The organism is Micromonospora sp. AKA38 (assembly GCF_027925725.1).
GTDB lineage: Bacteria > Actinomycetota > Actinomycetes > Mycobacteriales > Micromonosporaceae > Micromonospora.
On the sequence record NZ_BNEI01000005.1, the window covers coordinates 633,559 to 658,412 of the forward strand.

A 24,854-nucleotide genomic window follows, 5' to 3' on the forward strand; every position below is an offset into this window, starting at 1 on the left:
TCTTTGAAAGAATCAGGCGGACTGGCGACGACGGCGACGACAGTTGGGTCTTCGCGATGGTCCATTACCTCTCCTTCCCGTGGTGGCCCGCCGAGCACATCGAGATACCGACGCTCCAGGTCCGGGCATCCGAACGGATCAGCGGACCGGCAGACAATGACGACTGGATGTTCACCTGGAACTACGCCACCACAGTCACGTTGGCAGATGTGCCAGGGAATCATCTAGAAATAACCGACGAGTACGCTTCGGTGAGTGCGCTGGCGGTCAATGACTGGCTCTCCCGCTCGCCCGAGGAGCGCCCAGCGTTCGTGGACTACCGGGGGTCGAAGTAGATGCGACCTTCCCGAACTCGTGGGCTCAGCCTTGCTGAGCCCACGAATCGCGACTCGGGTGGGGGACCACCAACCTGCTCCACCGGTGGGTGGAGTCGTGCCTGTTACCGCCGGTCAGCGTGACCGCGAGGCGGACCCCCTCCGGCGGCAGGTGCTCCCACGAAACCGCGGTGTACGGCACGAACACCACCCCACCCAGCACCTTCCGGTCGTCCAGCGGCTTACGCCCCGGATACCGACTCCGCCTCGGAGGCGGGGTGGCAACAGCGGCGCGAGCCCGGCCCGCAACTCGTCCGAGGCCATCCACGGCGGCTGCTCACCTCTCCTCACGTACGGCTGGTGAAGGCGTTCCTTCCGCCACGGGACCTGGGCCGCGCGCACGCGGACGACGGCGCCGGTCCGTCCGGGCGCCGCGTACATCGAGGTGTTGACTCTTTCTCATGGGCTGGCAGGATCTGCGCGCGCTGCGGGCGGCGGTGCGGCACGGGTCGATCACCGCGGCGGCAGCCGTGCTCGACCGGACCCGGCCCGCCCTGTCCCGACGGATCGCCCGCCTGGAGCGACAGCTCGGCACACCGCTGCTGGTGCGGACCCCGCGGAGCTGCGTGCCGACCGACGCCGGCCGGCTCCTGGTGGACTCCGCCGCCCACCCCGGACTCGGTCACCTGGTCGGACCTGGCGGTGCTGATGCCCGGCGACGACTACGTGGTGGTGCGTCCGTCGGACGCGCCCCTCGGGCGGTGCAGACCCAGCCACACGTCCACAGCGGGTGAAAGCACAGATCGCCAGCACCGGCCACTCCGACATTGACGAACAGTCGGCGGTTGTCGTCCAGTAGCTGACGGCATTCCTGGCTGATCTGCGAGAACGGGAGCCCACGTCCGCGCGGTTCCCGTTCGGCGGAGGTCGGATTGAGCAATGCAGAAGAAGATGAGGGTACCGGCCCGTACTATCTTTCCCCGGTGAGCATTGATCGGCATGAAACGACGCCTTGTCGCGGGCCGCGTTCCGTGGTGAGCCCGAGGGGTCGGCGTACCGGGCCAGAAGGGCGAGCCTGAACGCCCTCGGCCGGTCGCTGGTGATCGTGCCTGCGTCGTACCGGATCGCGCTCCCGGCCGTGGCGCCCAGGTTCACGGCGGCGCCGATGGCCCGGGAGCGATTCGACGCGCCGAGCGGCGATGCGATCCGGGCACAGAGCCCGTTCGGCCGGGTCACCGACCCGCATGGGAGGAGAAGACCGGATGAGTGGTCCGCAGATCGTGTCCCGTGAGGACTGGCTGCGCGCGCGAATCGAGTTGCTCGCCAAGGAGAAGGCGCTCACCGACGCACGGGATGAAGTCTCGGCAGCTCGGCGGGCCCTGCCGATGACGCCGGTCGAGAAGGACTACCGGTTTCGGTCCGCGTCGGGTGAGAAGAGCCTGCTCGACCTGTTCGAAGGGCGCCGGCAGCTCATCACGTACCACTTCATGTTCGATCCGAGCTGGGACGAGGGCTGCGTGAGCTGTTCGTTCCTCGTCGACAACGTGGCGCACCTCGGGCATCTGCACTCCCGCGACACGTCGTTCGCGGCCGTTTCCCGGGCGCCGGTGGAGAAGATCGAGAAGTTCAAGGCGCGAATGGGCTGGACGATCCCGTGGGTGTCCTCCTTCGGAACCGACTTCAACTACGACTTCAAGGTCACCGTGGACGAGTCCGTCGCCCCGGTCGAGTACAACTACAAAGACAAGGCGACGCTGGAGCGCGAGGGCCTGACCCACCACATGAGCGGTGAGCAGCACGGGCTGAGCGTCTTCTTCCGGGACGACTCGAACGTCTTCCACACCTATTCCACGTACGGGCGAGGGCCGGACATCGTGCTCGGCACGTACAACTACCTCGACTTCACGCCGCTGGGCCGGCAGGAGGTCGGCACCGGAATCATGTTGTTCAAGCACCATGACAGGTACGAGTCAGCGGCGGACGGGCCCAGCTGCCACTGACCGGCTCGCTGCCGAACGGTTCGGGCGGGCTGATCCCGCCCGAACCCTCGATGCTCAGCACGTCCGCTGGTACGCGTGCGGCCGTGTCCAGCCGCGTGTGCGCCATCTCGACCGCGGCGTCGGCGACCAACAGCCCTGGGCGGGCCTCCGTCCGGGTCCGGCAGTTCGGCAGTGTCGGCCGGCCCGCATCGGCCAATCCGTACCCGTCACGCCGTCGACCTTCCACGTTCAGCGCGCGATCCTCGTCCGAGCCCGGTGGCGGCCGGTACACGAAACCGGACCAGGTGAGCCCGGCAGCGCGTACGCAGCGCTGCGTCGCCCGCTCGTCGGCCAGTTCGACGACGTAGTTCCGGTCGGGGTAGGCGCCGGAGTTGGTTGGCCAGGTCGATCGCGGCGGTCCCCAGTTCGGGTCCCGCGTCCGGAGGTTCGGTCACGGCCGCGGTGGTGGGGATGGTCTCCGGCTGCCCCTCGCAGCCGGTGAGCACCCCCACCAGCAGGGCCGACAATGCCAGGAGCCGCATTCGGCGTGCCTCGCGCATCACCAGCCAGCCTTCCTCTTCAGCGTGCGGTCAGCGCGGCGAGCACCAGTGGACCGAGGAGACGATGTCCTCCCAGGAGCCGACCGGGCTCGGGCCGGGATCGGTGTTCATGTAGGCCCGGTAGGCCCCGAGCGCCATGGGCAGGTAGGTGCCCGCGTAGCCGGGGTCCGTCCAGAGGTAGACCCAGCAGGTCCTGCCGTTGTTGTACGCCGAGGACGCCTTGTCGTTCGCGGTGCCGATACTGCTGTTGTCGTACTTCCCCTGCCAGCGCAGGCCGGTGAAGTTCCGGTCCCACCACAGGCAGACATGCTCGTCCGGGCAGTCTCCGCGGCCGTCCGCCTGGGCCGGCGCGGCGAACGTGGTTGCCGCCGCCGCGACGACGCCCAACATGACCGCCACACGTCGCACGCTCTTCCTCATGGCTCTCCTCCGATCGATGCGGTTCGTCCGTCCGGCGGCTGCGGCTGCGGTCCCGCACCGTCGGCGGACACCAGCGTCGACGACCGGAGTCAACCGATTCCTTCAGAGCGCTCAAATGCCCGGGTCACCGGCTGTCCCAGGCCGCTGCCCGGCGGCCTTCGGCCGCCCTCGGCCGCCCGTCCACACCGGCCCTTATCCCCACCCGCGAAAGCCCGCCCACGACGCTGTGCGGGCCGGCAAGCGTTCGACATTCGTCTGATCCGTCGGTCTTCGCTCCATCTGACGGTGACCGGCCCCGCTGGACGTATCAATCGCGCCACCCCGCGCTCCTGAACAACGTCACCGCGTCGGCCGGGTAGGCGACAACGCCGGGTCGGCGGTCCCTCGACGATGGGAGAAGCCTGTCATGGGCAACGTAGGAAGACGTGTCCGCCGCTCGGCGCTGGCCGTGCTCACCGGCACGGCGCTGGCCGCCCTGCTGGCGGTCACCACGGCCGCCGCCGCGCCGATCGAGGCGCGGCAGGACAAGGCGGCAGCGGCCCGCACCGACGTCTACATCCGGGACGTCGCCGCCGACGTCGGCGTCCAGCCCCACTCGTACAACCCGCTGTGGGCCAGCCCCGACATCAAGGTCTGCCCGACCGCCGTCGAGTGTGCCGTCAGCCAGAACCCGATCGTCGGCGTCACCAACTACATCTTCATCAAGCTGCGTAACCCCGGCCCGTACGGCACCGGCACCGGCAGCGGCGTGCTGCGGGTCTACCGGACGACGCCGGGTGGCGGTGCCGTCTGGCCGACGCACTGGACCCAGATCGGCGCGATGAGCGTGACCGCCTTCGCCGGCACCACGACCGTGACGATCCCGTGGACCGGAGTGCCCGGGCCGGGCCACTTCTGCCTGCTGGCCAGGTGGGTGTCCGCCACCGATCCGATGACCTTCGAAGGGCCGGACATCAGCACCAACACCCGGAACAACAACAACATCGCCTGGCGCAACGTCGACTCGGTGCGGCTCGTCGCCGGCGGGACGCCGGTCGTGCGGCCGTTCGCCATCGGCAACTCGCTCCGGGTGGCGACCAAGAACGACCTGGTCTTCACGCAGCCGGGGGAGCCGATCCAGAACGTGGGCGGCCGGGTCGTCGTCGACCTCGGGCCGACTCTGTTCGAGCGGTGGCAGGCCGGCGGCAAGGTCGGCACCGGCGTACGCGAGGTCGGTAAGAACCAACTGGAGGTCGTCGAACCGGCGAAGGCCAGCCTCGGCAACCTGCTGCTGGAGCCGGGTGAGCGGGTCGAGTTCTCCCTCACCTTCGCCGCCGCGGTCGCCTCGGACAAGGAGTTCGCGCTCGACGTGACCCAGTTCGGCCCGGACACGAGCGGGGCGGAACGGACCGACCTCGGTGGTGTGGAGTACCTGATCGGCGTCGGGCGGCAGTAGCCCGGCCACCAGCGGGGGTCGTGGGCCTGGGCACCCGCGGCCCCCGCGCGCTCGCCGGGACGGTCCGGCGTCCCGGCGAGCGCCGCCGCCCCCGGGGGACGGGCCGGTCGCGGAGCCGTCGCGGGTGCTGGCGGTGGGTCAGCGCAGCGAGACCCAGGTGGTGGCCACCACGTGGCCGTCGGTGTGGGCGCGCAGCCGGACCGGGCCGGGCGGGGGAGCGCCCAGCGAGAAGAAGCCGACCGCGTCGACCGGCGCCTCCGCGTACGTGCCGGAGGCGGTCTGCGCGGACACCCGCCCACCCCGGGGCGGGGAGAGTTGACCGACGATGCCGGCGTCGGACACCTCGATCTCCAGCGCCACCACGGCACTGCGGAACGACAGCGTGCGCGTCGACCCGGCCGACCGGGTCAGCGCCGGGGCCGTGTCGCACGCCGAGTCGAACATCAGCTCGGCGAGCGCCACCTCCTGGTCGACGTTTCGCCAGGCGAACGCCGCCCGCGCGGCGGTCAGGAACTCCTCCGGGACCGACCCGGACTCCCGCAGCGCCGCACCCAGCTCGGCGGTCAGGGCCGCGTCATCGGCCGGCGGCAACGGCTCCATCGCGTTCACCTCCGTTCGTCCGGGTCGCGGTCGTGCCGAGGAACGGGGCGAGCGCCGGGCAGTCCCGTAGCCGCCGCAGGCATCGGGCCTGGGTCGGCCCGATGCTGCCGACCGGCACGCTCAGTCGCTCGGCGACCTCCCGGTAGCTGGCCGGCGGGTCGGCGGTCAACAGGGCCAGCAGCTGCTGGCAGCGCGGCGACAGCTGCGCGAAGCCCTCCCGCAGTGCCTGCCGCCGCTCCGCGCGGAGCAGTTCCTCGTCGGGGGCCGCCACGTCCGTCGTGCGGGAGAAGCCATGGTACGCGTCCAGCGCGTCGTCGTACGGGTCGAAGAGTTGGGTGCGCCGGCCGAGGCGGGACAGCCGGTAGCACTCGCGCCGGGTCGTGGTCGCCAACCAGGAGGCGAGGGCCTGCGGATCGCGTACCCGGCTCAGCTGCTCGACGAGACGCAGCCAGACGGTCTGGTTGACGTCGGCGGCGTCGGCGCGGCTCAGGTCGTAGGACCGGATCACCGAGTAGACGAGCGGGGTGTACCGGCGGACCAGCTCCACCCACGCCGACTCGTCGCCGCCCGCCGCGGCGGTCACCAGGGCGGTCGTGCTCGGGTCGGTCACGGCGACGCCGTCCGTCGGCTGGTGCGGCACTGCTCCGCCGCCCGCGACCGCTCGTTCCCGCCGCCGCCCCGCTGCGCCCGACGCCGGCCGGGACCACCGCACGGTGCTGCTGGTTCGTTCGCACCCCGCTCGCTCATCCGACGAGCACGCCGTAGTCGGGGTGCCAGCGCGGCGCGGCGAGCAGCGTCAGCCGGGCCGCGTCGGCGCTCAGGCCGCCGGCGGTCATCAGCGCGGCGAGCCGACCGGAGACGTGCGCCGTGGCGAACGAGGTGCCCGCCCAGGCGGCGAAGCCGTGGAACACCTGGGTCGGCCGGCCCGGCAGCGGCAACTGCCCCTCGACGTACGTGCTGTGGCGCTCGCCGACCGCGCAGACGTCGACCCATGGCCCGTACCCGCTGTAGGTGGCCGGCACCACGCCACCGGCGCCCTGGCTGACGGCCGCCACCGCGACGACCCGGCCCAGCGCGGCGGGCCAGAGCGGCCGGCTGGTGCCGGCGTTGCCCGCCGCCGCGACCACGGCGCTCGTCGCGGGTAGCGCGGCCACCGCGTTGGCCAGGGGCAGCGACGGCTGGTCGTCCTGGGTGAACCCGCCCAGGGACAGGTTGACCACGGACACCGCCGGCGCGAGTCGGGCCGTCGCGGCCACCACCGACGCCTCGTCGCCGACGCCGGTGGCGGTCAGCGCCTGCTCCGGGTCGACCCGGACCCCCGGCGCGGCCTGCCGCACCACCCCGGCGACGAAGGTGCCGTGCCCGCCCTGCGGGGCGAGCACGTCGGTGTGCACGTAGAGCGGGTCCTCGTCGTCGACCTCCGGCAGGTACGCCCCGCCGAGCCACTGCGGGTGGTAGCCGCCGGCCTGCCGCCAGATGCCGGTGTCGCAGATTCCGACGGTCACCCCGGCGCCCTCACCCAGCCGGGCCGGGTCCGGCGGCGACAGCGCGGCGACCGTCGTGGGCGGGCCGCCCGGGTTGCCCATGATGTTGCCGAGGCCCAGCAGCACGTGGTGCGGCTGCACCTTCGGCGCCGGCTGCCCCGGCCACTGCTGGGGGTCGCGCAGCTTGGTCACGAGCGTGGGAACGTCGGTCTCCCGGTCGAAGAGCAACCGGGTGACCCCGGCGAAGCCGTCGCCCACGACCACCACGTGGCCGAGGGCACGCAGCCGGGCGGTGACCCGCTGGGCGTCGGCGTCGGCGGCGAGCAGCTGCCGTGGCCGGTAGAGGAACTCCCGGCCCGGCGTGGTGTGCCGGCGGACGTTCTTGTCGGCGGCCAGCGCCTCGTCGAAGGCGCGCTGGTAGGCGGCGTCGTCCGCGCCGTCCGCGCGGGCCGGGGCGGCACGGGACCCGGCGGTGACCGACGCCGCGGCGGCCAGCGCGGACGCGGCCAGTAGCCGCCGGCGGGACAGGTGGCCGGCCGGGCGCGGCGCGGCGGGATGGTCAGGCGACACGGGTCCTCCATGCGGTCGGCAGAAGCGTCCGCCAGTGGCCGGCGTGAGCCACGTTTCCCGGGTGCCGTCGATTCTTCCAAAGCATAGTCGGATGTCAATGACGTAAAGGTTTGGTGCGGATTTCCGACAGGCCCGCACAGACATTGACGGCCGGGCATTGGTTCGGGGACTCTTTGGGGCATGCCCGACAGCACCGGTTCCGGTGCCGGCACGGCCCAGGCGGCGCTCGACGCCGTCCAGCGCTACCCGCGCGAGGCGATCGCGATCGCCCAGCGGGTGCTGGCCGCCGGGCCCGCGGCCGGGGCCGACGAGCGCTCCACCGCCGAGCGGGCCGTCGGTCTGGCCCTGCGGGAGCTCAACGACCTGCCCGGCGCGTTGCACCACCTGCGCCGCGCGGTCCGGGCCGCCGGCACGCCCCGGACCCGGGCGCTGGCCCGGATGAGCCTGGGTTACGTGTTGGCCAACGCCGGTCACACCGCCGCGGCGCTGCGCGCGGTGACCGCCGCGCTGCCGCAGCTCGTCGGCGCCGACGCGGGACGGGCCCGGATGCAGCGGGGTGTGGTGCTCCACTATCGCGGTCGCTACGACGAGGCGGTACGCGACTACGGCCTGGCCGTCGACATCGCCCTGCGCGAGGGTGACCTGTTGCTGGAGGCGCGGGCGCGCAACAACCGGGGGCTGCTCAACGCCCACCGGGGCGCCGCCGGCGGCACCGACGACGACCTGTCCCGCGCGGCAGCCGCCTTCCAACGGCTGGGCCTGGACCTCGCCGCGGCCGACGCCCGGTGGAACCGCGGCATCGCGGCCGGCCAGCGTGGCGACATCGCCGGCGCGCTGCGCTGCTTCGCCACCGTCGACGAGGAGTACCGGCGGCTCGCCGTACCCCGGCCGGCGCTGCTGCTGGACCGCGTCGAGCTGCTGCTGTCGGTGCCGCTGGTCGACGAGGCGGTGGTGGTCGCGACAGCGGCCGTCCGGGAACTGGGGCGCCGGGGCATGGCCTCCGACCTGGCCGAGGCACTGCTGGCCCGGGCCCGCGCGGCGCTGCTCGCCGCGGACCTGGACACCGCGACCGAGGCCGCCGCCGCGGCCCGGGCCCGGTTCCGTCGCCAGGGCCGGCCCACCTGGGCCGCCCTCGCCCGGCACGTCGAGCTACGCGCCGAGTACCGTCGCGGCACCCGCTCGGCGCGCCTGCTCACCGCCATGGCGCGTACCGCCGAGCAGCTCGACGGCACCGGGTGGCCGGGCCCGGCGCTGACCACCCGGATCGAGGCCGGCCTGGTGGCCGCCGCGCTGGGGCGGCCGGGCCGGGCCCGGAACCTGCTGGCGGTGGCCGCCCGGGCCCGCCGTCGCGGCACCGCCGACCGGCGGGCACAGGGCTGGTACGCCCTGGCCCTGTCGCGCCGGCTCGGCGGGGACGAGCCCGGGGCCGCCCGGGCGCTGCGCCGCGGGCTGGCCGTGCTCGACCGGCACCGGGTGTCGCTCGGCGCCACGGAGCTGCGTGCTCACAGCGGAGCGTACGGTCAGGAACTGGCGGCCGAGGGCCTCGACATCGCGGTCCGGGCGGGCGCACCGGCGCGGGTCCTGGCGTGGGCGGAGCGGTGGCGGGCCAATGCGCTGCGGGCCCGGCCGGCCCGGCCCCCGGCCGACCCCGACCTGGTGGCGGCGCTCGCCGAGCTCCGACTGGTCAGCGGCCTGCTCGAGGACGAGGTGCTGGCCGGCCGCCCGGCAACCGCCCTACGCGGCCGGCAGGCCCGGCTGGAGCAGCGCATCCGGGACCTGGCCCGGCGGGTGCCCGGTGGGGGCGTCGTGCTGGCCCCGCCCGGGGTGGGCGCGCTGGCCGCGCGGCTCGGCTCCCGGGTGCTGGTCGAGCTGGTGGCCCACGGCGACCGGATCCGGGCGGTGCTGGTCCGCGACGGTCGGGCCAGCCTGCACGACCTCGGTCCGCTCGCCGCCGCGGTGGACCTGGCCCGCCGGCACCGGTTCGCCCTGCGCCGGCTGGTCACCACCGGCGACGAGCCCGCCGCGCGGGCAGGGGCCGCCCACGCCGCGACCGCCCTGGACCGGCTGCTGTTCGCCCCGCTGCGGTCGCGGCTGGCCGACCGGGCCCTGGTGATCGTCCCGGTCGGGGCGCTGCACGCGGTGCCCTGGTCGGCGCTGCCCACCTGCGCGGGGCGTCCGGTGACCGTCGCCCCCTCGGCCACCGCCTGGCTCGGGGCGGACCGGCGGAAGCTGCCGACCGGGCCGCCGGTCCTGGCCGCCGGCCCGCGCCTGCCGGCCGGACACCTCGAGGTACGCCGGCTCGCCCAGGTCCTGCCCGGGGCGCGGCGGCTCACCGGGTCCGACGCCACCACCGCGGCGTTGACCACCGCGCTGGACGGGGCGGGGCTGGTGCACATCGCCGCCCACGGCGCGTTCCGCGCGGACAACCCGCAGTTCTCCACCCTGGAGCTGGCCGACGGGCCGCTGTTCGCCCACGAGTGGGAGGCGGTCGCCCGGCCGCCCGGCTGCGTGGTGCTCTCCGCCTGCGACTCCGGCCTGACCGGGCTGCGCCCCGGCGACGAGGTCATGGGGTTCACCGCGGTCCTCCTGGCGCTCGGCACCCGGTGCCTGATCGCGACCGTGCTGCCGGTGCCGGCCGAGCCCACCACGGCACTGATGCTGGACCTGCACGCGCGGATGCGGGCGGGTGCCGGCCCGGCGCGAGCCCTCGCCGACGCGCAGTGGGCGTTCGGTGCGGCGGGCGACGGTCCGGCCCGGGCCACCGCGGCGGCGTTCGTCTGCTTCGGGGCCGGCTGACCGGAGCGGGAACGGTCGCTCTACCGGCCGTCGGGCCGTGGTCAGCCGTCGGCGATCCAGCGAAGCGGCTCCAGTCGGTCATCAGACGAGCTGCCGCAGCACGGTGGGGTCGGTGATGGTGTCGTCGGCGGCGAGCATGATCGCTTTCGACAGGATCGTCGAGAGCATCGGGTCGTCCTCGAACGGCAGGTGCAGCCGCCCGGCGCCGCCGCGTGCCGGGACGATGCACAGGTAGGCGTCGTTCGGCTCCATCATGATGTTGCCCGAGCCGAGGTGGATCCGGTAGCCGCGCACGTTCCCGCGTACGTGCAGGTACCGATCCGTGAGGGTGACCCGGTCGGCGATGGCCATGCGGGGGAGCAGCCGGGCCAGGGCGTCGCGGCGTACCTGCCCCGACGGGGCCAGCGGCCCGACGGCGGTGCGGTGCCAGTAGTCCCGGAACCGGTCCTCGCCGCGGTCGGCCCACTGCGGGTCGGTGGCGATCGAGGTGACGCCGACGAACAGGTCCACGTCCCGCATCGCCTCGGTGAACACCAGCGGCGGTACGTCCGCGACCGGTGCGGGTTGCCAGGTCGCGCCGTCGGATCGGGCGAAGCGCACCTGGTCGGTGGCGCAGTGGTGGACGTCGTAGTCGCCCGGGTCGTCGGTGTCGACGAGTTGGTGGTGGAAGGACGCCCGCCAGGCGCCACCGCCGAAGAGCTTCGTGGCTTCGCTGTCGTCACCGCCGTCCCACGTGCCCAGGTAGCCGGCCTGCCAGCCGCGGGCGCGCATGAGCGCGTTCGCCTGGCGGTAGCGCAGGATGTGCGCGGCGAACCGGTTGGAGTAGGAACCGGTCCGCTCCTCGGCCGGCGTGAGCAGGTAGATCTCACGGAACGCCTGCTTGAACGGTTGCGTCAGGCCGGCGGCGAGCACCCGTTCCCGCCAGGCGAGGGTCTCGTCCACCCGAGCGCGGACGGGATGCCACAGCCGGACCCGATCGCCGGGTGCCGGTCGCCCGTCGAGACCGACGATCGTCCACCCGTCGCCGTCCCCGCGGGGCAGGCCCGCCGACCAGTGCAGCCCGTCGGTGCTGGTCTCCCAGAGCAGCCGCCGCCCGTAGGTCCCGGTGATCGGATGGTCCAGGAAGCGCGACACCCAGTCCGCATACGTCCAGGTGCGTTCCTCGGACAGCAGCGCCTCCACCCGCTGGCGTTCGGAGGTCAGCGTCGCGTTGACGCTCTTCACCAGGCCACGGAGCTGCCTCAGCTCGTCGGCGTGCGCCTCCTTGACCGCCGCCGGGACACCCTTGAGCGCGGTGCCGCCGCGCGCGAAGGTCAGGCGCGCCTTCTCGCCCTCGACCCGCACCGTCGCCTCGTACGGGCCGACCGGGGTCCGCCGGCTGCCGGTGGAGTCGAGCCCGTGGTCGTCGACGGCGAGTTCCATCACCTCGCTGAGCGACCACCCGCGCAGGGCGCCGAGGTGCGCCAACGCGGTCTGCACCCGACTGCGTACCGCCTTGTTCTTCACCGTCACCGCGAGCCGCGCCAGGGTCCGCACCGGCGCCTCACCGGCGCGCTCCGCGAGCAGTCGCACGGCCGCGATCGCGGTGCGCTGGGCGTGCGGGAAACCGGACGCCTGGCGGGGCGCGGCCGAGGCGACGGCGGCGACCTCGGCCAGCAGCTCGGTCGCCGTCTCGTCCGACTCCCGCGACAGCGCCCATGCCAGGCCACGCAGGAGACGGTCGGTGTCGTCGTGCACGGACCGCCGGTGGGCGACGAACGCCGCCAGGACCGCGCGGACCGCCGCCCTCCCGTCGGCGGCGCTCGTGAGGTGCCCGTCGAGGACGCGCAGCCACCGCGCCGGCGCCGCCGGCTTGTCGAGCGAGGCGCAGTGCGTCAGCAACTCGGCCACCCCCGGGGCGGCCAGGACGTCACCCAGGCCGGCGCGGACGAGCGGCCCGAACTCGTCCCCGTGGTGCAGCAACCAGGACGGCACGCGGCGACCCGTGGCGCGGTCGAGCGCCTCCCCGATCAGCGTGACGACCCGGCGCCGGGGGCCGGCCGCCGGGACGTGCCGCGTGGTGAGTTCGGCGAACAGGGCGGACAGCGCCGGCGCCAGATCGGCCAGGTCGGCGGGGGGCAGGTGCCCGGCGATCGTCGCCGGCAACTCCAGATGGGCGCCGTCGTCGTAGCCGTGCCCGCGCCCGGCCACCTCCAGGCACCACAGCAGATCCGCCCGGGTCCAGTCGTGCCCGCCGTCCGCGAGATTCCGCAGGACGTCGTTCAGGGCGGTCGGACTCGAACTGGTCGCCGCCTCCAGGTGCATGGCCAGTGCGGCGCGGCGGCGATGCTCGGCCGACCACGACTCGGTGACGGTCCACTCCGGCGTGCGGGTCACCGACGCGCCCCGGTAGTAGGTGATCGTTCTCCCGATCACCGCCCGAATCCGGGCGTCCGCGTCGACCAGACCGGTCTCCACCCTCCGGCGGTCCGCCGCGCCCAGCGTGGGAAGCAGCCGCGCCCAGCCCCGCACGTCAGCCACCCACCAGGGGAACGAGCCGCACGAAGGCCACCTCGGGATCCGCGAGCAGGTCGATCTCCTCGTCCAGATCCTCGACTTGGTGGTCACCCACCAGCAACACGAAGCCGTTGCGGGCGAAGGCGGCACACGCCGCGTCCGCCTGACGCTCCCAGTCCAGCCGCCGGCCCCGGCCCACCCGGTAGCCGTTCAACGTCGCCTCCGCGTCGGTCGGCCGCACCAGGCCCCGGAAGAGGTCCGCCTGGTCGGCGTTGAACCGCGCCACCTCCTCGCGTACCCGCAACCGGACCAGCTCCCGCGCGCGGATGCGCTCGGGCAAGCCGGTCAACGGCCACTGATCGATCGCCCTGCCCGTCGCTGTCTCGTCCCGAACCGTCACCGTGGCCATCGCGTCGTGCTCCTTGCCTTGAGGTGAGCGGCATCATGGCACGACGGTCCGACGGAACGATTCGTTCAGTCGCCCGGACAGCGGGTGTCACCGCCACTGTGTTGAACGCAGTGCTCGGGTCCGGACCAGCCGCAGCCGGTACGCGACGAGCGCGATGACGGTCGGCCCGGCGACCGCCACCACCGCGGCGACCAGCAGGGCCAAGCTCACCCGATGTTCAAGGTCCGCGAACTCGCCGGGCTGGTAGCCGTAGCTGACGCTCCACTGCTCCAAGCCGATACCCACCCACCACACCGCCGCCGCGACCAGCCCGCAGAACCAGACCAGGACCAGGAATCCCACGATCGGGCCACCCCACCGACCCGTGCTGACTGCCTCAGACGTCATGCAGCCCGTGGACGGCTCAACCCGACCAAGCTCGATCAGCTATGTTGCCGGCGTGGAGATCCAGGTGTTGGAGGGTGCGCTGGTTGAGGTGTCCACGGCCGATGTCAGTGGCATGGACCGGCGTGCGTTCGGCGAGTTCGTGGGACCGCGTGGCGAGCTGGCCTCGTACGCGTTCGGTTGGACCACCGGCTCAGACCCGCATATCGCCCGTCTGTCCATCGGGATTGGCGCCGGCAATCCTGGCGGGGGCACGTTCCACGCCGTCATTTTCGCGCACGAGGACGGTCACGCGTTCTCTCTCGTCGATGAGCCGTTCGAGCAGGTCCCGCAGGGCGGCCCGGATCTGAGCGCGGATCAGTCGCGCGCCCACGAGGACCTGCCGTTCGTCTGGTGGGTGGCCGACCACGTCATGCGGCACGATCGGCGAGCCGGTTGGATGCGGCACTGGTTGCTCGGCACCACCTGTATCCAGACCCCTGAGGTCTTCGAACGCCACGAGCCTGTCCTGTTCGTCAGTCACGACGCGGACGACGGCGTCTGGCAGTTGATCGGAGCCTCTGACGCGAGCGGCGGCACCGGCAAGGTCGGACACCTGCACCATGCCGTCGACGAGGACCCCACCCTGATCGACGTTCTTGACCTACCGCCCGGGAGCACCGCGGTACGCGCGGGCGTCGGAGAACCCTGGACCCCTGACGCCTGACCGCAATCGAGGCGTCTCCTACCGACTTTCAGCCAGCTGCTGGCGAACGGCGAACGGGGTGTCCGGATCTGCCGCCGAGAGGAAGCGGTGCCTCCAGGGATCCTGCGATGACCAGCGTCGTCTCCACCAGTGCCTCGCACCGGTTGCCCTCCCAAGCATGGAGCCCTTTCCACAGTGGTGGCGCTGTGGGGGCAAGGTCACCAGGCCCGCGATGCGCCACGGCGTTCCTCCCGAACAAGCAAGGATCTTGCCACTCTGTAGCATGCCGCGCATGTATGCGCTCTACGCCTGGGGAAACTTCATCAGCGAGGTCGGACTCGACCGGCGGCCGGCCTGGCTCGACCCGGCGGTACTCCGCGGTGAACAACAGGTCATCGACGAAAGCCTGATGATCGGCGACACGGATACGCTGCTGGTCGACGGTCCCGGCACTCTCTTCGAGATCGATGGCGACGACGAGAATCTCGTGCCCGGGAGTGAGCTCATCGGCCGCGACCTCAGCGGCGTCGAGTGGCGGGTCTCCCGCATCCGGGCAGCCACCGACGGCACCCGCGAGGACGCCCTGCGCATCGTCGCGGTGATCGAGGAGGATGGCGACTACTACGAGGAAGATGAGCGGCACGAGTACAACTCGGTCCCGGTCGGCGAGGTCGTCACCCTCTGGGAAGACGGTCACGGCCAGTGGACGTTGGCCCTGGTCGAGCTCTGAAACTGGAAGATCCTCGCCGAGCTGCGCTGCTGCCCCCGCCGCGCCACCGCGATCGGGCAAGCCATCCTCGTTCTTCAAGCCGCCGAGGACGCCCGCTACCCACGATGAAAGTGGCTCATTGTCGACAACCGACCGTTCTTCTGGTTTGCATGGCGTAGACCATCCGAATCCGGTAGTGGACTGCCGATCCCGAGCCCACCGGGCCAGCGGATTTTGGGCCGGCAGTCGGTAACCGGACTGTGCCGGCCGCCGGCCGGGGCGCATCGTGGGAGTGGGACACCCCTGCTGGAGGTTGCTCGGAGAGGGAGGCCGTCATGGAGCTGAACCGGCGGTTGGCGCAGGACCCACCGGAACGCAGCGCGAGCCAGGTGATCGGCCCCCATCTGCTGGGCAGGGTGTACCGGCCGGACCCGCGGGACTGGTCGCTGCCGCGGCTCATGGAGATCGCCGAGCCGCCGGAGGAGATCCGGCAGCGGACCATCGAGCAGGTGCTGAGCGAGACCACCTACTTCACCGACTGGCGGGCGTACCTGGTCTTCTGGCGCTGGCTCAAGAAGCAGGCCGGCGGGACCCCACCCGCGCCGGGCCCGACGCCGGCCGGTGACGCGGCCCCGGCCTGGCAGCTGCCGATCCAACTGGACCAGGGCGACACCGGGCACTGCGTGGGCTTCGGCTGGACGGGCTGGGTGGACGCCACGCCGGTCCCGGGGGAGTTCCAGAACGCCGACGCGCACGCGCTGTACTACGAGTGCAAGGTGATCGACGGCGAGCCGCGTGCGGAGAACGGCTCGACCGTCCGGTCCGGGGCGCTGGCGCTGCGCGACCGGGGTCGGCTCGCGGCGTTCGCGTTCGCCGGCTCGCTGGCCGAGATCGACCAGTGGATCAACACCCAGGGCTCGGTGGTGGTCGGCACCAACTGGACGGACGACATGTTCCACCCGGACGCCGACGGCTACGTGAAGCCGACCGGCAGGGTGGCCGGCGGGCACTGCTACGTGATGCTGGACCGGCTGGACTCCGAGCAGGCGTACCTGTTCCAGAACTCGTGGGGGAGCGGCTGGGGCCAGCACGGCCGCTTCAAGATCAAGTGGGCGGACTTCGCGGGCCTGCTCGCTGCCGACGGTGAGGCGTGCTGCGCCGCCGAGCTGCCGCACTGACCCCGATGTCCGCCACGGACCGGGCTCCTTCCCCTCGACCATGGTCAGGACCGCGGCGGGCGCACCTCGACGATCATCTCCGTCTCGCAGCAGATGTCCAGCGTCAGCGCGGCGACGGTGACCGCCGACCGGGCGTGCCGTCCGCGCTCGCCGTACAGGTCCATGAGCAGGTCCGAGCAGCCCTCGGCGACCACCGACGGTTTGTTGAAGCCGGGCTCGCCGTAGACGTACGCGTTGATCTTGACGATCCGGACCACGTCGTCCAGGTCACCGATCTCCTGACGCAGCGAGGAGAGCAGCGCGAGCGCGTTGTAGCGGGTCGCCGCCCGCGCCTCGGCGACGCCGATGGCCACGCCGACCGGGCCCTTGAAGGGGTAGCCCCCCTCGTGGAACGGACCGTGGCCGGCGAGGTACACGAGGTTGCCGGTGCGGACCGCGCGGACCCGGCGGGTGCCCGGCTTCTCCGGCAGCACCGGCAGCGCCAGGCCGAGCTCCGCGATCTTCTTCTCGATCTCCATGTGGCTGCTCCTCAGTTCCCGTCCCAGAAGACGATGCGTTTGCGGGCCAGTTCGATCAGCTTCGTCATGCCGATGCCCATCAGCCCGAGCAGGATGAGGATCGCGAAGACGGTGGCGATGTCGAGCCGGAAGTTGGCCTGGAGGATCAGCACGCCCAGCCCCATCTGGCCGCTGACGAACTCGCTGACGATCGCGGCGATGACCGCGTAGACCGCGGCGATCTCCAGGCCGGCGAAGATGAACGGCAGGGCGCTGGGCACGATCACCAGGCGGATGGTGAGCGCCCGGCCCGCGCGCAGCGAGCGCATGAGTTCGAGCCGCTCGGCCGGCACCGAACGCATCCCCGACACGGTGTTCACGAAGATCGGGAAGAACGTGACGAGGACCGCCAGCGCGACCTTCGACTCGATGCCGAAGCCCAGCCAGACCACCATCAGCGGGGCGATCGCGATCTTCGGTACCGCCTCGATCATGACGATGTACGGGCGGATGATCGCCTGCGCGGTGGGGGAGATGGCGACCAGGCCGCCCAGCAGGAGGCCGATGACCACGCCGCCGCCGAACCCGAGCAGGACCTCCTGGAGCGTGCGCCAGAAGTGCGGGTAGAAGCTGGCCGGGCCGGTCTGCGCGAGCCCGCGCCAGAGCGACTGCACGACGCTGACCGGGGTGGGGACGAGCACCGAGTTGACCTGGGTGACCCGGACCGCGACCTCCCAGCCGACGATGATCAGCACCAGGGAGACCGGGAACCAGAGTCGCGCGGTGAGGCGTCGCTCGGCGGGCTCCGCGCCGCCGGGGAGTTTGCGGGCGGACAGGACTTTCTCCGACACTGCCATGCGTCACTCCGGTCGGTCGAGAAGCTGACGGATCTGGTTGGTGTACGCGCCGAAGTCCGCCGAGCCGGTGACCTCGAGTTCGCGCGGCCGGGGCAGGGTGACGTCGACGATCTCGCGGATCGTGCCGGGGCGTCCGGTCATCACGATGATCCGGTCGGAGAGGAACACCGCCTCGGCGATGCTGTGCGTGACCAGCAGGATGGTCTTGCCGGTCTGCTGCCGGACGCGCTCCACCTCGAGGTTCATCTGGTCCCGGGTCATCGCGTCCAGGGCCCCGAACGGCTCGTCGAGCAGCAGCAGCCGGGGATCCTGCAACAGTGAGCGGGCCAGCGCGGCACGTTGCTGCATGCCGCCGGAGAGTTCGCCGGGGTACTTCTCGGCGAACCCGTCCAGCCCGACCATCTCGATCAGGGCCCGGGCCCGGGGCCGTACGTCCCGGAACCGGCGGCCGGCCACGATCCCGGGCAGGGCGACGTTCTGCTCGACGGTCCGCCACGGCAGCAGCACCGCCTGCTGGAACATCAGGCCCACGTCGGTGCCCGGTCCGGCTCCGGCGGCGTTGATGTCCACCGTGCCCCCGGTCTCGCCGGTCAGGCCGGCGACGATGCGCAGCAGGGTCGACTTGCCGCACCCGGACGGGCCGAGGATGGAGACGAACTCCCCCTCGGCCACGTCGAACGACACGTCCGTCAGGGCGACGACCGGGGTGCCGGTCCGGGTGCCGTACACCTTGGACAGGCCCCGGGCCGACACCACCGGCGTCCGGGTCACGAGGTCGGCCACGAGGTCGCCTTCGCCTGGACCGCCGCCGCGTCGATCGTGCCGATCTTGGCGGCCACGTCGTTGGTGTAGAACGCCGAGACGTCCTTGACCTTGTCCTGGACGCCGAGGAACTGGACGTACGCCTGCCACGACTCCGCGGTGAACTGGCCGTACGGCTTCTCCGCCGAACCGTCGTCCTCGATCACGTCGATCCGGCGTTTGAGCACCGGCAGCGCGGCCTGCATGGCCTTGGCCCGGTCGCCGGTGGGGGCGAACTGCGGGTACTGCTCCCAGTGGATGCGGATGGCCGCCTCCGGGTTGGCCTTGGCGAACAGCACGGATTTGGTGTAGGCGCGGGCGTATCCCGCCGCCGCCTCGGGGTTCTCGGTCAGCCAGGCGTTGCGGGCCAGCAGCCCGGCGCCGAAGAGGTTCGCGGTCACGCCGGGCTTGTCGAGGTAGCGGAACTGGTATCCGGCGGCCTCCAGCGCGGCGTACCGGACGTCGTTGATGATCAGCGCGTCGATGTCGCCCTTCTTGAGCGACTCGGCCGCCGCCGCCTCGGTGCCGACGGCGACGAAGTCGACCGAGGCCGGGTCGACGCCGGCGGCGCGCAGGCCGGCCTTGGCGAAGAGTTCGAAACTGCCGCCCAGCGAGGCCAGGCCGATGGTGGCGTCCTTCAGGTCGGCGAACGACCGGACCGGGCTGTCCGGCAGGACCGTCGCGTCGAAGAGGAACTTCGGCGCGACCTCGTAGAAGTACCGCAGGTCCAGGTTGCGTCCGTCCGCGGCGGCCTGCACCAGCACGTCCGGGCTGGGCGCGGAGATGTCGGCCTGGCCGGCGGCGAGCAGTTGCAGGCAGGCGCCGGTGCCGCCGGCGACGGGCAGCATCTCGAGGGAGATCTTCTCCTCGGCGAAGTAGCCGAGCTTCTCGCCGATCCAGAACGGCGCGCCGCTGGCGGCGAGCGTCTCGGCGCAGTAGACGTAGCGGACCTTGCTGACTCCGTTCGCGTCGGCGCCGCCGCCCGCGCCGTCGTCGCCGCACCCGGTGGCGGAGAGCGCCACGGCGAGCACTCCGGCGAGGAACAACCGCTTTCTGATCATCCGACTACCTCCACGACCGTTCCGGATGGGCCCCCGAGTGTCATGTTCCGTTTGGCGGAACATCGTTTCTATAGACGATGAAGCTAGGGAGTGGTCGGGATCGCTGTCAAGACATCGCCCGGACGGCGGTGGCAAAGTCGGCCATCTGTGCCAGCGCGTCGTCGCCGCTGATCCGACCGGCGAACTTGACCACCAGATCGGTCACCCCGACCTCGGTCTCCAGTCGTCGCACCCAGTCGACGCAGGTGGCGAGGTCACCCACCACGTACCGGTCGGCCAGCCGGCTCGCGAAGTCGCCGACGCTGGCCTGGGTCACCATGGGATTGCCGCGCAGCAGGTGCAGTTCGTGCGAGACGCGCAGGTACTCCTCGGCGTCCCGCCGGGCCCGCGCGTCCGTCTCGCCCAGCACCACGTGCCGGACCAGGGGCCGGAACGCGGCCGGTGGCCGGCCCGAGGCGGCCCGGTGCTGGTCCACGGTCGCGAAGCCCCGGACGACCTCGTCCACGGTGAGCGCCGCGTCCGGGAACCAGGCCTCGCCGTGGCGGGCCGCCCTGCGCATCGCGGCGACCGACCGGCCGCCGACCCAGACCGGGACCGGCCAGGCGGGGCGGGGGGAGAGCGTGAAGTCGGCCAGGGTGCGGTCGTCGTCCCGGTAGGAGACCGACTCCTGGTGCCAGAGCCGGTCCATCAGGGCCAGGTGACGGTCGGTGACGGCGCCCCGCCGGCGGGCGTTGGCGCCCAGCGCGGCGAACTCCGGCTCGTCCCAGCCGATCCCCGCGCCGAGCACCGCCCGGCCCTCGCTGAGGTTGCTCAGCAACGCGAACTCCCCGGCCAGTCGGACCGGGTCGGCCAGCGGCAGGATCAGGATGTTCGTGCCCAGGCGGACCCGGTCGGTCCGGGCCGCGACCGCTGCGAGCACCAGCTGCGGCGAGGGCCAGTAGGTGGGGTAGCCGTGGTGCTCGCCGAGCCAGACCGAGTCGTACCCCATCGCCTCGGCGGCGACCGCCTGGGCGACGGTACGGCGCACGTCCGACCCGCCCTCGGGCAGCCGGACTCCCAGCCGGAGCCTAGCCACGGTCCACCGCCGGGTAGCTGGCCTGGTCGAACACCCGCATGTCGTGGCCGGGGAGCACCACGTCGGCGTGTTCGGCCAACCGGTCGAAGGACCGGTAGTAGTCCGCCAGGTTCACGTGGGTCCGGGACGGGACCACCCGGTAGGGCCCGGCGCCCCGCCAGTTCTCGAACTGGGCGCAGTGGTCCCCGGCGAGGGCGTACCGGCCGGCGGCGGTGTCCACCACCAGGGCGGTCATGCCGGGCGTGTGCCCCGGGATGTGCAGCAACCGCAGACCGGGACGGAGCGTGACGTCGCCCTCGATCAGCCGGGTCCGGTCCATGGTGGCCAGCCAGCGGGGGGTGAAGCCGAGCGCCGGCGCCTCGTAGGCGGCCTGGTGCACCGGGTACGGCGCGACGGCGTACGCGACCTCGCTGCGCTGCACCACGAACTCCGCGTTCGGGAACAGGTGGTTGTTGCCACAGTGGTCGTAGTGCAGGTGGCTGAGCACGACCGTCCGGACCGCGGCCGGGTCCACGCCGGCGGCGGCGAGCGCGGCGGCCGGTTCCTCCTCGGCGGTGCGCTCGAACGGCCGGTGGTGCCGGGTCACCCACTCCGCGTCCGGCGAGCCGGTGTCCAGGATCGTCACGTCGCCACGGTCGTCCCGGACCACCCAGATGACGTGCGGGCTCTCCACCGTCTCCCCGGGATGCTGCCCCCAGAGCAGGTCGGCCCGCCGGATGCCGGGGGCGCGGCCCACCCGTACCGGCACGATCTGCGATGTCATCGTCCTCCCGCCCCGACGGACCACCCGTCGATTGCTCAACGCTGGACCGGCTGGTGGAACACCATTCCGTAGAGCGGTACCGTAACAGCGCGTGAGAGCGAAGCCCAGGGCTGACGGATCGCCGTTTCCTTTCCTTGACCAGCGGGTCCGGCACTCGGTACGGTTTGAGGAACGACGTTCCCGCTAACGGAACGCCTCAACGACGGGAGTGGGCCGGGTGGGTGGTCAGGAGTCGCGGAGCCGGCGGGCGCTGGACGGTGTCCGGGTGCTCGACGTGTCGACGATCCTGGCGGGTCCGTTGACCTGTCAGATCCTCGGCGACTTCGGCGCCGACGTGATCAAGATCGAACACCCGCGGCACGGGGACGGCATGCGGGGCCACGGCCTCAGCAAGGACGGCGTCGGCCTCTGGTGGAAGATGATCGGCCGCAACAAGCGGACCGTCGGGCTCTACCTGGGCGACCCGGAGGGTCAGGAGATCTTCCGGGAGCTGGTCCGCACCGCCGACGTGGTGGTCGAGAACTTCCGCCCCGGCACGCTGGAACGCTGGGGCCTGGGCTGGGCGGACCTGCGGGCGCTCAACCCCGCGCTGGTGCTGCTGCGGGTCACCGGCTTCGGGCAGACCGGCCCGTACGCCGCCCGCCCCGGCTTCGGCACCCTCGCCGAGTCGATGAGCGGCTTCGCCCACCTGACCGGGTCGCCGGACGGACCGCCGATGCTGCCCGCCTTCGGGCTGGCCGACTCCATCGCCGGGATCACCGGCGCGGCGGCGGTGCTGACCGCCCTCTACGCGCGGGCCACCGGCGACGGCACCGGCCAGGAGATCGACCTCGACATCCTGGAACCGATCATGACGGCGGTCGGCCCGAGCGTCATCTACGTCGACCAGCTCGGCGTGGTCCAGCAACGGACCGGCAACCGGTCGCTGAACAACGCCCCGCGCAACACGTACCGGACCGCCGACGGGCACTGGGTGGCCATCTCCACCTCGGCGAACTCCATCGCCGAGCGGGTGCTGACCCTGGTCGGGCACGCCGAGGTGATCAGCGAGGAGTGGTTCGCCACCGGCGCCGGCCGGGCGCGGCACGCCGACCTGCTCGACGGGTACGTGGCCGACTGGATCGGCGCGCGGAGCCGGGCCGAGGTGATCGATTCGTTCACCGCCGCCGGGGCCGCCGTCGCGCCGGTGTACGCGCCTGACGAACTCCTGGCCGACCCGCAGGTCAGGGCGCTGGACATGATCACCCAGGTGCCCGATCCGGACCTGGGCCAGATCCGGATGCAGAACGTGCTGTTCCGGATGAGCGCCACCCCCGGTGAGATCCGCTTCACCGGGCGGGGCGTGGGGGCCGACACCGACGAGGTGCTCGGCGACGAACTGGGCATCGGCGCGGAACGACTCGCCGAGCTGCGAGACCGGGGAGTGCTGCGATGACCGTGGAGACCATCCCGAGCGAGCGGCGCGGCGACGTCCTGCTCGCCGCCGTCGAGGCGGGCGTCCGGGTCTTCGACCTGGGCCGGCCGTTGCGTATCGGCATGCCCCAGTCGCCGAACCACCCGCCGTTCTGGCACACCCTGCCCCGTCGCCACGGCGACAGCTACCGGGCCGACGGGATGTCCGCCGCCAACGACCTCATCTCGCTGGGCACCCACGTCGGCACACACATCGACGCCCTCGCGCACGTCTCCGTCGACGGCCGGCTGCACGACGGCGCCGACGCGATGCGGGCGCAGACCGGCGGCGGCTTCACCACCGGGGCGATCGACGAACTGCCCCCGCTGGTCGGCCGCGGGGTGCTGCTCGACGTGCCGGCCGCGCTCGGGGTGCCCGTCCTCGACCCGGCGTACGAGATCACGCCCGCCGACCTGGACGCCACCGTCGCCCGGCAGGGCACCCCGGTCGGACCGGGCGACGTGGTCCTGGTGCGCAGCGGCTGGGGGCGCCGCTACGACGACCGCGAGGCATACATCGGACACGCGACCGGGGTGCCCGGCGTCGGCGAGGCCGGGGCCCGGTGGATCGCCGCCCGCAACGTGCGGCTGGCCGGTGCGGACACCATCGCCTTCGAACGCCTCGCCGCCGGGTCCGGGCACGCCCTGCTGCCCGCGCACCGGGTGCTGCTCGCCGAACACGGCATCAACCTCATCGAGGCGATGGCCCTGGAGGAACTGGCCGAGTCCGGGGTGCGGGAGTTCACAGTCGTCCTGGCGCACCTGAACATCGTCGGCGCGACCGGCAGCCCGGTCCGCCCGCTCGCCCTGGTCGTGTCCGGATGACCGCCACGTCGCCGGCGGCCACCCTGGGCGGGCAGCTCGCCGCGTTCGCCGCGGCCCACGGCCCGGCCGGCGTTCCCCTGCCCCCGCCGGTGGTGCGCAGTGTCGCCCAACGGGTGCTGGACGTGCTGGGTATCGCGGTCGCCGCCACCACGCTGCCCACCAGCGTGGCCGTGCTCGACCTGGTCGCCGAGCGGGGCGGCCGGCCGGACGCCCGGGTGGTCGGGCTGCGCCAGCGGGTGCCGGCCAGCGAGGCGGCGTTCGCCCACGGTGTGCTCGCCCACTCGCTCGACTACGACGACACCCACCTGCCGTCGGTGCTGCACCCCAGCGCCAGCGTGGTCCCGGCGGCGCTGGCCGTCGCCGAGCCGACCCGGGCCACCGGCGCGGAGGTGGTCGCCGCCATCGCGGTCGGCCTGGAGATCTGCGTACGGGTGGGGATGGCCGGTTACGACGCCGCCACCGGGGCGAACCGGTACTTCGACCGGGGACAGCACGCCACCTCGATGTGCGGGGCGGTGGGCTCGGCCGCCGCCGCCGCGAAACTGCTCGGTCTCTCCGCCGACGGCGTGCTGCACGCCATGGGCATCGCGGCCAGCATGGCGTCCGGGATCATCGAGAGCAACCGCACCGGCGGCACCGTCAAACGGATGCACTGCGGCTGGGCCGCGCACGCCGGCGTGTACGCCGCGCAGCTCGCCCAACGCGGGATCACCGGCCCGGCGACCCTGCTGGAGGGGCGCTTCGGCTTCTTCCAGGCGTTCCTCGGCGGCGAGTTCGACGCCGGGGCGGTCACCGACGGGCTCGGCCAGCGGTGGGAGGTGCCGGGGATCTTCTTCAAGCCGTACCCGGCGAACCACTTCACGCACGCCGGCATCGACGCCGCGCTGGCGCTGCGGGACGCCGGCCTGCGCCCGGCCGACGTGGCCAGCGTCGAACTGGCCGTGCCGACCGCCACCGTCCGCACCATCGGCGAGCCCCTCGACGTCAAGCAGGCCCCGGAGACCGGTTACCAGGCGCAGTTCTCCGGCCCGTACACCGTCGCGGCCGCGCTGCTCGGCGGCGGCGGTCTGGGTCTGGGGCTGGACGACTTCACCGACGACCTGGCCCGTGACCCGGCCCGGCGGCGCCTGATGAGCCGGGTCACCGTGGTCGCCGACCCGCGCTGCGACGAGATCTTCCCGCACCAGTTCCCGGCCGTGCTGCGGGTGCGCACCACCGACGGCCGGCTGCTCGAGGAGGCCGTGCTCGCCAACCGGGGCGGCTCGCACCGCCCGCTCACCGACGACGAGGTCGCCGGCAAGTTCCGCGACAACGCCGGTCGGGTGTTGCCGCCGGAGCGGGTGACCGCGATCGCCCGGGCCGCCCTGGCGCTGCCGGACGCGGCCTCGGTGGATGACCTGCTCAGCCCGCTGATGTTCGAGAACGGTATTCCGCTGTGAGGAACTACGTCGCCCCCGGCGTACAATCTCGTTCGCCGCGTCACGGACCGAAGTGGTCCGACGCC

General features: G+C 72.6%; 23 protein-coding genes and 1 pseudogene. 11 read left to right on the top strand and 13 right to left on the bottom strand.

Translation table 11 applies throughout. The annotated features are described in order from the left end of the window. Positions 1 to 775: 775 nt before the first annotated feature. Together TPA0908_RS20265 and TPA0908_RS20270 are read left to right on the top strand one after the other, a co-directional pair. On the top strand, positions 776 to 1,108 hold the full coding sequence (locus tag TPA0908_RS20265) for a helix-turn-helix domain-containing protein (protein WP_281940197.1): 333 nt from the start codon (positions 776 to 778) through the stop codon (positions 1,106 to 1,108). A gap of 468 nt (positions 1,109 to 1,576) precedes the next feature. Then, positions 1,577 to 2,314 (top strand): DUF899 domain-containing protein, encoded by a 738-nt coding sequence (locus TPA0908_RS20270; protein ID WP_281940199.1) that lies wholly within the window; start codon positions 1,577 to 1,579, stop codon positions 2,312 to 2,314. A 569-nt stretch (positions 2,315 to 2,883) separates the two neighbouring features. Here the strand turns inward: TPA0908_RS20270 and TPA0908_RS20275 are convergent. Continuing rightward, positions 2,884 to 3,273, bottom strand: coding sequence for a peptidase inhibitor family I36 protein (locus TPA0908_RS20275; RefSeq protein WP_281940200.1), 390 nt, complete (start codon positions 3,271 to 3,273; stop codon positions 2,884 to 2,886). 406 nt (positions 3,274 to 3,679) lie between these two features. Between TPA0908_RS20275 and TPA0908_RS20280 the strand changes: the two genes are divergently transcribed. Further along, positions 3,680 to 4,708, top strand: a complete 1,029-nt coding sequence (locus TPA0908_RS20280) for a hypothetical protein (RefSeq protein ID WP_281940202.1) — start codon at positions 3,680 to 3,682, stop codon at positions 4,706 to 4,708. 138 nt (positions 4,709 to 4,846) lie between these two features. On the opposite strand, the gene TPA0908_RS20285 is transcribed toward TPA0908_RS20280, so the two are convergent. The 3 genes from TPA0908_RS20285 to TPA0908_RS20295 all read right to left on the bottom strand — a co-directional run bounded on the left by TPA0908_RS20285 (position 4,847) and on the right by TPA0908_RS20295 (position 7,362). Continuing rightward, positions 4,847 to 5,308 carry a hypothetical protein gene (locus TPA0908_RS20285; RefSeq protein WP_281940204.1) on the bottom strand — a complete coding sequence of 154 codons (462 nt, stop codon included), beginning with the start codon at positions 5,306 to 5,308 and terminating at the stop codon, positions 4,847 to 4,849. Next, on the bottom strand, positions 5,283 to 5,918 hold the full coding sequence (locus TPA0908_RS20290) for an RNA polymerase sigma factor (protein ID WP_281940206.1): 636 nt from the start codon (positions 5,916 to 5,918) through the stop codon (positions 5,283 to 5,285). The genes TPA0908_RS20285 and TPA0908_RS20290 overlap by 26 nt, the downstream gene beginning before the upstream one ends. A 133-nt stretch (positions 5,919 to 6,051) precedes the next feature. Continuing rightward, on the bottom strand, positions 6,052 to 7,362 hold the full coding sequence (locus tag TPA0908_RS20295; protein ID WP_281940208.1) for a S8 family peptidase: 1,311 nt from the start codon (positions 7,360 to 7,362) through the stop codon (positions 6,052 to 6,054). 180 nt (positions 7,363 to 7,542) lie between these two features. Here TPA0908_RS20295 and TPA0908_RS20300 point away from each other — a divergent pair, with 180 nt between their 5' ends. Next, the gene (locus tag TPA0908_RS20300; RefSeq protein ID WP_281940210.1) at positions 7,543 to 10,158 is read left to right on the top strand and encodes a CHAT domain-containing protein; all 2,616 of its coding nucleotides are present in this window, start codon (positions 7,543 to 7,545) and stop codon (positions 10,156 to 10,158) included. Positions 10,159 to 10,239: 81 nt separating this feature from the next. Here TPA0908_RS20300 and TPA0908_RS20305 read toward each other — a convergent pair whose 3' ends face one another. The 3 genes from TPA0908_RS20305 to TPA0908_RS20315 form a co-directional block, all read right to left on the bottom strand. After that, complete coding sequence (locus tag TPA0908_RS20305; protein WP_281940211.1) at positions 10,240 to 12,678, bottom strand: DUF4132 domain-containing protein; 2,439 nt, start codon at positions 12,676 to 12,678, stop codon at positions 10,240 to 10,242. Then, on the bottom strand, positions 12,671 to 13,063 hold the full coding sequence (locus TPA0908_RS20310; RefSeq protein WP_281940212.1) for a hypothetical protein: 393 nt from the start codon (positions 13,061 to 13,063) through the stop codon (positions 12,671 to 12,673). The genes TPA0908_RS20305 and TPA0908_RS20310 overlap by 8 nt, the downstream gene beginning before the upstream one ends. Positions 13,064 to 13,150: 87 nt before the next feature. After that, complete coding sequence (locus tag TPA0908_RS20315; RefSeq protein WP_281940213.1) at positions 13,151 to 13,405, bottom strand: hypothetical protein; 255 nt, start codon at positions 13,403 to 13,405, stop codon at positions 13,151 to 13,153. 97 nt (positions 13,406 to 13,502) lie between these two features. On the opposite strand from TPA0908_RS20315, the gene TPA0908_RS20320 reads away from it, so the two are divergent. From TPA0908_RS20320 to TPA0908_RS20335, 4 genes and pseudogenes are all read left to right on the top strand, one after another. Next, positions 13,503 to 14,153 (top strand): hypothetical protein, encoded by a 651-nt coding sequence (locus tag TPA0908_RS20320; RefSeq protein WP_281940214.1) that lies wholly within the window; start codon positions 13,503 to 13,505, stop codon positions 14,151 to 14,153. A 271-nt stretch (positions 14,154 to 14,424) separates the two neighbouring features. Then, on the top strand, positions 14,425 to 14,862 hold the full coding sequence (locus tag TPA0908_RS20325) for a hypothetical protein (protein WP_281940215.1): 438 nt from the start codon (positions 14,425 to 14,427) through the stop codon (positions 14,860 to 14,862). A 3-nt stretch (positions 14,863 to 14,865) separates the two neighbouring features. Then, a pseudogene (locus tag TPA0908_RS20330) lies at positions 14,866 to 14,970 on the top strand (IS5/IS1182 family transposase); the annotation flags it as partial. A gap of 206 nt (positions 14,971 to 15,176) precedes the next feature. Next, positions 15,177 to 16,019: a C1 family peptidase gene (locus tag TPA0908_RS20335; RefSeq protein WP_281940217.1), complete on the top strand. Its 843-nt coding sequence runs from the start codon at positions 15,177 to 15,179 to the stop codon at positions 16,017 to 16,019. A 44-nt stretch (positions 16,020 to 16,063) separates the two neighbouring features. On the opposite strand, the gene TPA0908_RS20340 is transcribed toward TPA0908_RS20335, so the two are convergent. The 6 genes from TPA0908_RS20340 to TPA0908_RS20365 form a co-directional block, all read right to left on the bottom strand. Further along, entirely contained in the window at positions 16,064 to 16,537 is a 474-nt protein-coding gene (locus TPA0908_RS20340) for a RidA family protein (RefSeq protein WP_281940218.1), read from the bottom strand. Between the two features lie 11 nt (positions 16,538 to 16,548). Further along, entirely contained in the window at positions 16,549 to 17,373 is an 825-nt protein-coding gene (locus TPA0908_RS20345) for an ABC transporter permease (RefSeq protein WP_281940219.1), read from the bottom strand. A 3-nt stretch (positions 17,374 to 17,376) separates the two neighbouring features. Further along, a complete protein-coding gene (locus TPA0908_RS20350; protein ID WP_281940221.1) occupies positions 17,377 to 18,156 on the bottom strand; it encodes an ABC transporter ATP-binding protein in 780 nt (259 codons plus the stop codon). Continuing rightward, complete coding sequence (locus TPA0908_RS20355; RefSeq protein WP_281940222.1) at positions 18,141 to 19,235, bottom strand: ABC transporter substrate-binding protein; 1,095 nt, start codon at positions 19,233 to 19,235, stop codon at positions 18,141 to 18,143. Before TPA0908_RS20355 ends, TPA0908_RS20350 begins: the two co-directional genes overlap by 16 nt. Positions 19,236 to 19,341: 106 nt before the next feature. Beyond that, positions 19,342 to 20,310: an LLM class flavin-dependent oxidoreductase gene (locus TPA0908_RS20360; RefSeq protein WP_281940224.1), complete on the bottom strand. Its 969-nt coding sequence runs from the start codon at positions 20,308 to 20,310 to the stop codon at positions 19,342 to 19,344. After that, on the bottom strand, positions 20,303 to 21,073 hold the full coding sequence (locus TPA0908_RS20365; RefSeq protein WP_281940226.1) for an N-acyl homoserine lactonase family protein: 771 nt from the start codon (positions 21,071 to 21,073) through the stop codon (positions 20,303 to 20,305). The genes TPA0908_RS20360 and TPA0908_RS20365 overlap by 8 nt, the downstream gene beginning before the upstream one ends. A 217-nt stretch (positions 21,074 to 21,290) precedes the next feature. On the opposite strand from TPA0908_RS20365, the gene TPA0908_RS20370 reads away from it, so the two are divergent. From TPA0908_RS20370 to TPA0908_RS20380, 3 genes are read left to right on the top strand one after another with little or no spacing between them, the layout of a single operon-like run. Continuing rightward, a complete protein-coding gene (locus tag TPA0908_RS20370) occupies positions 21,291 to 22,508 on the top strand; it encodes a CaiB/BaiF CoA transferase family protein (protein ID WP_281940228.1) in 1,218 nt (405 codons plus the stop codon). Next, positions 22,505 to 23,350: a cyclase family protein gene (locus tag TPA0908_RS20375; protein WP_281940230.1), complete on the top strand. Its 846-nt coding sequence runs from the start codon at positions 22,505 to 22,507 to the stop codon at positions 23,348 to 23,350. Before TPA0908_RS20370 ends, TPA0908_RS20375 begins: the two co-directional genes overlap by 4 nt. Beyond that, positions 23,347 to 24,789 carry an MmgE/PrpD family protein gene (locus TPA0908_RS20380; protein WP_281940232.1) on the top strand — a complete coding sequence of 481 codons (1,443 nt, stop codon included), beginning with the start codon at positions 23,347 to 23,349 and terminating at the stop codon, positions 24,787 to 24,789. Before TPA0908_RS20375 ends, TPA0908_RS20380 begins: the two co-directional genes overlap by 4 nt. The last annotated feature ends 65 nt before the right edge of the window (positions 24,790 to 24,854 follow it).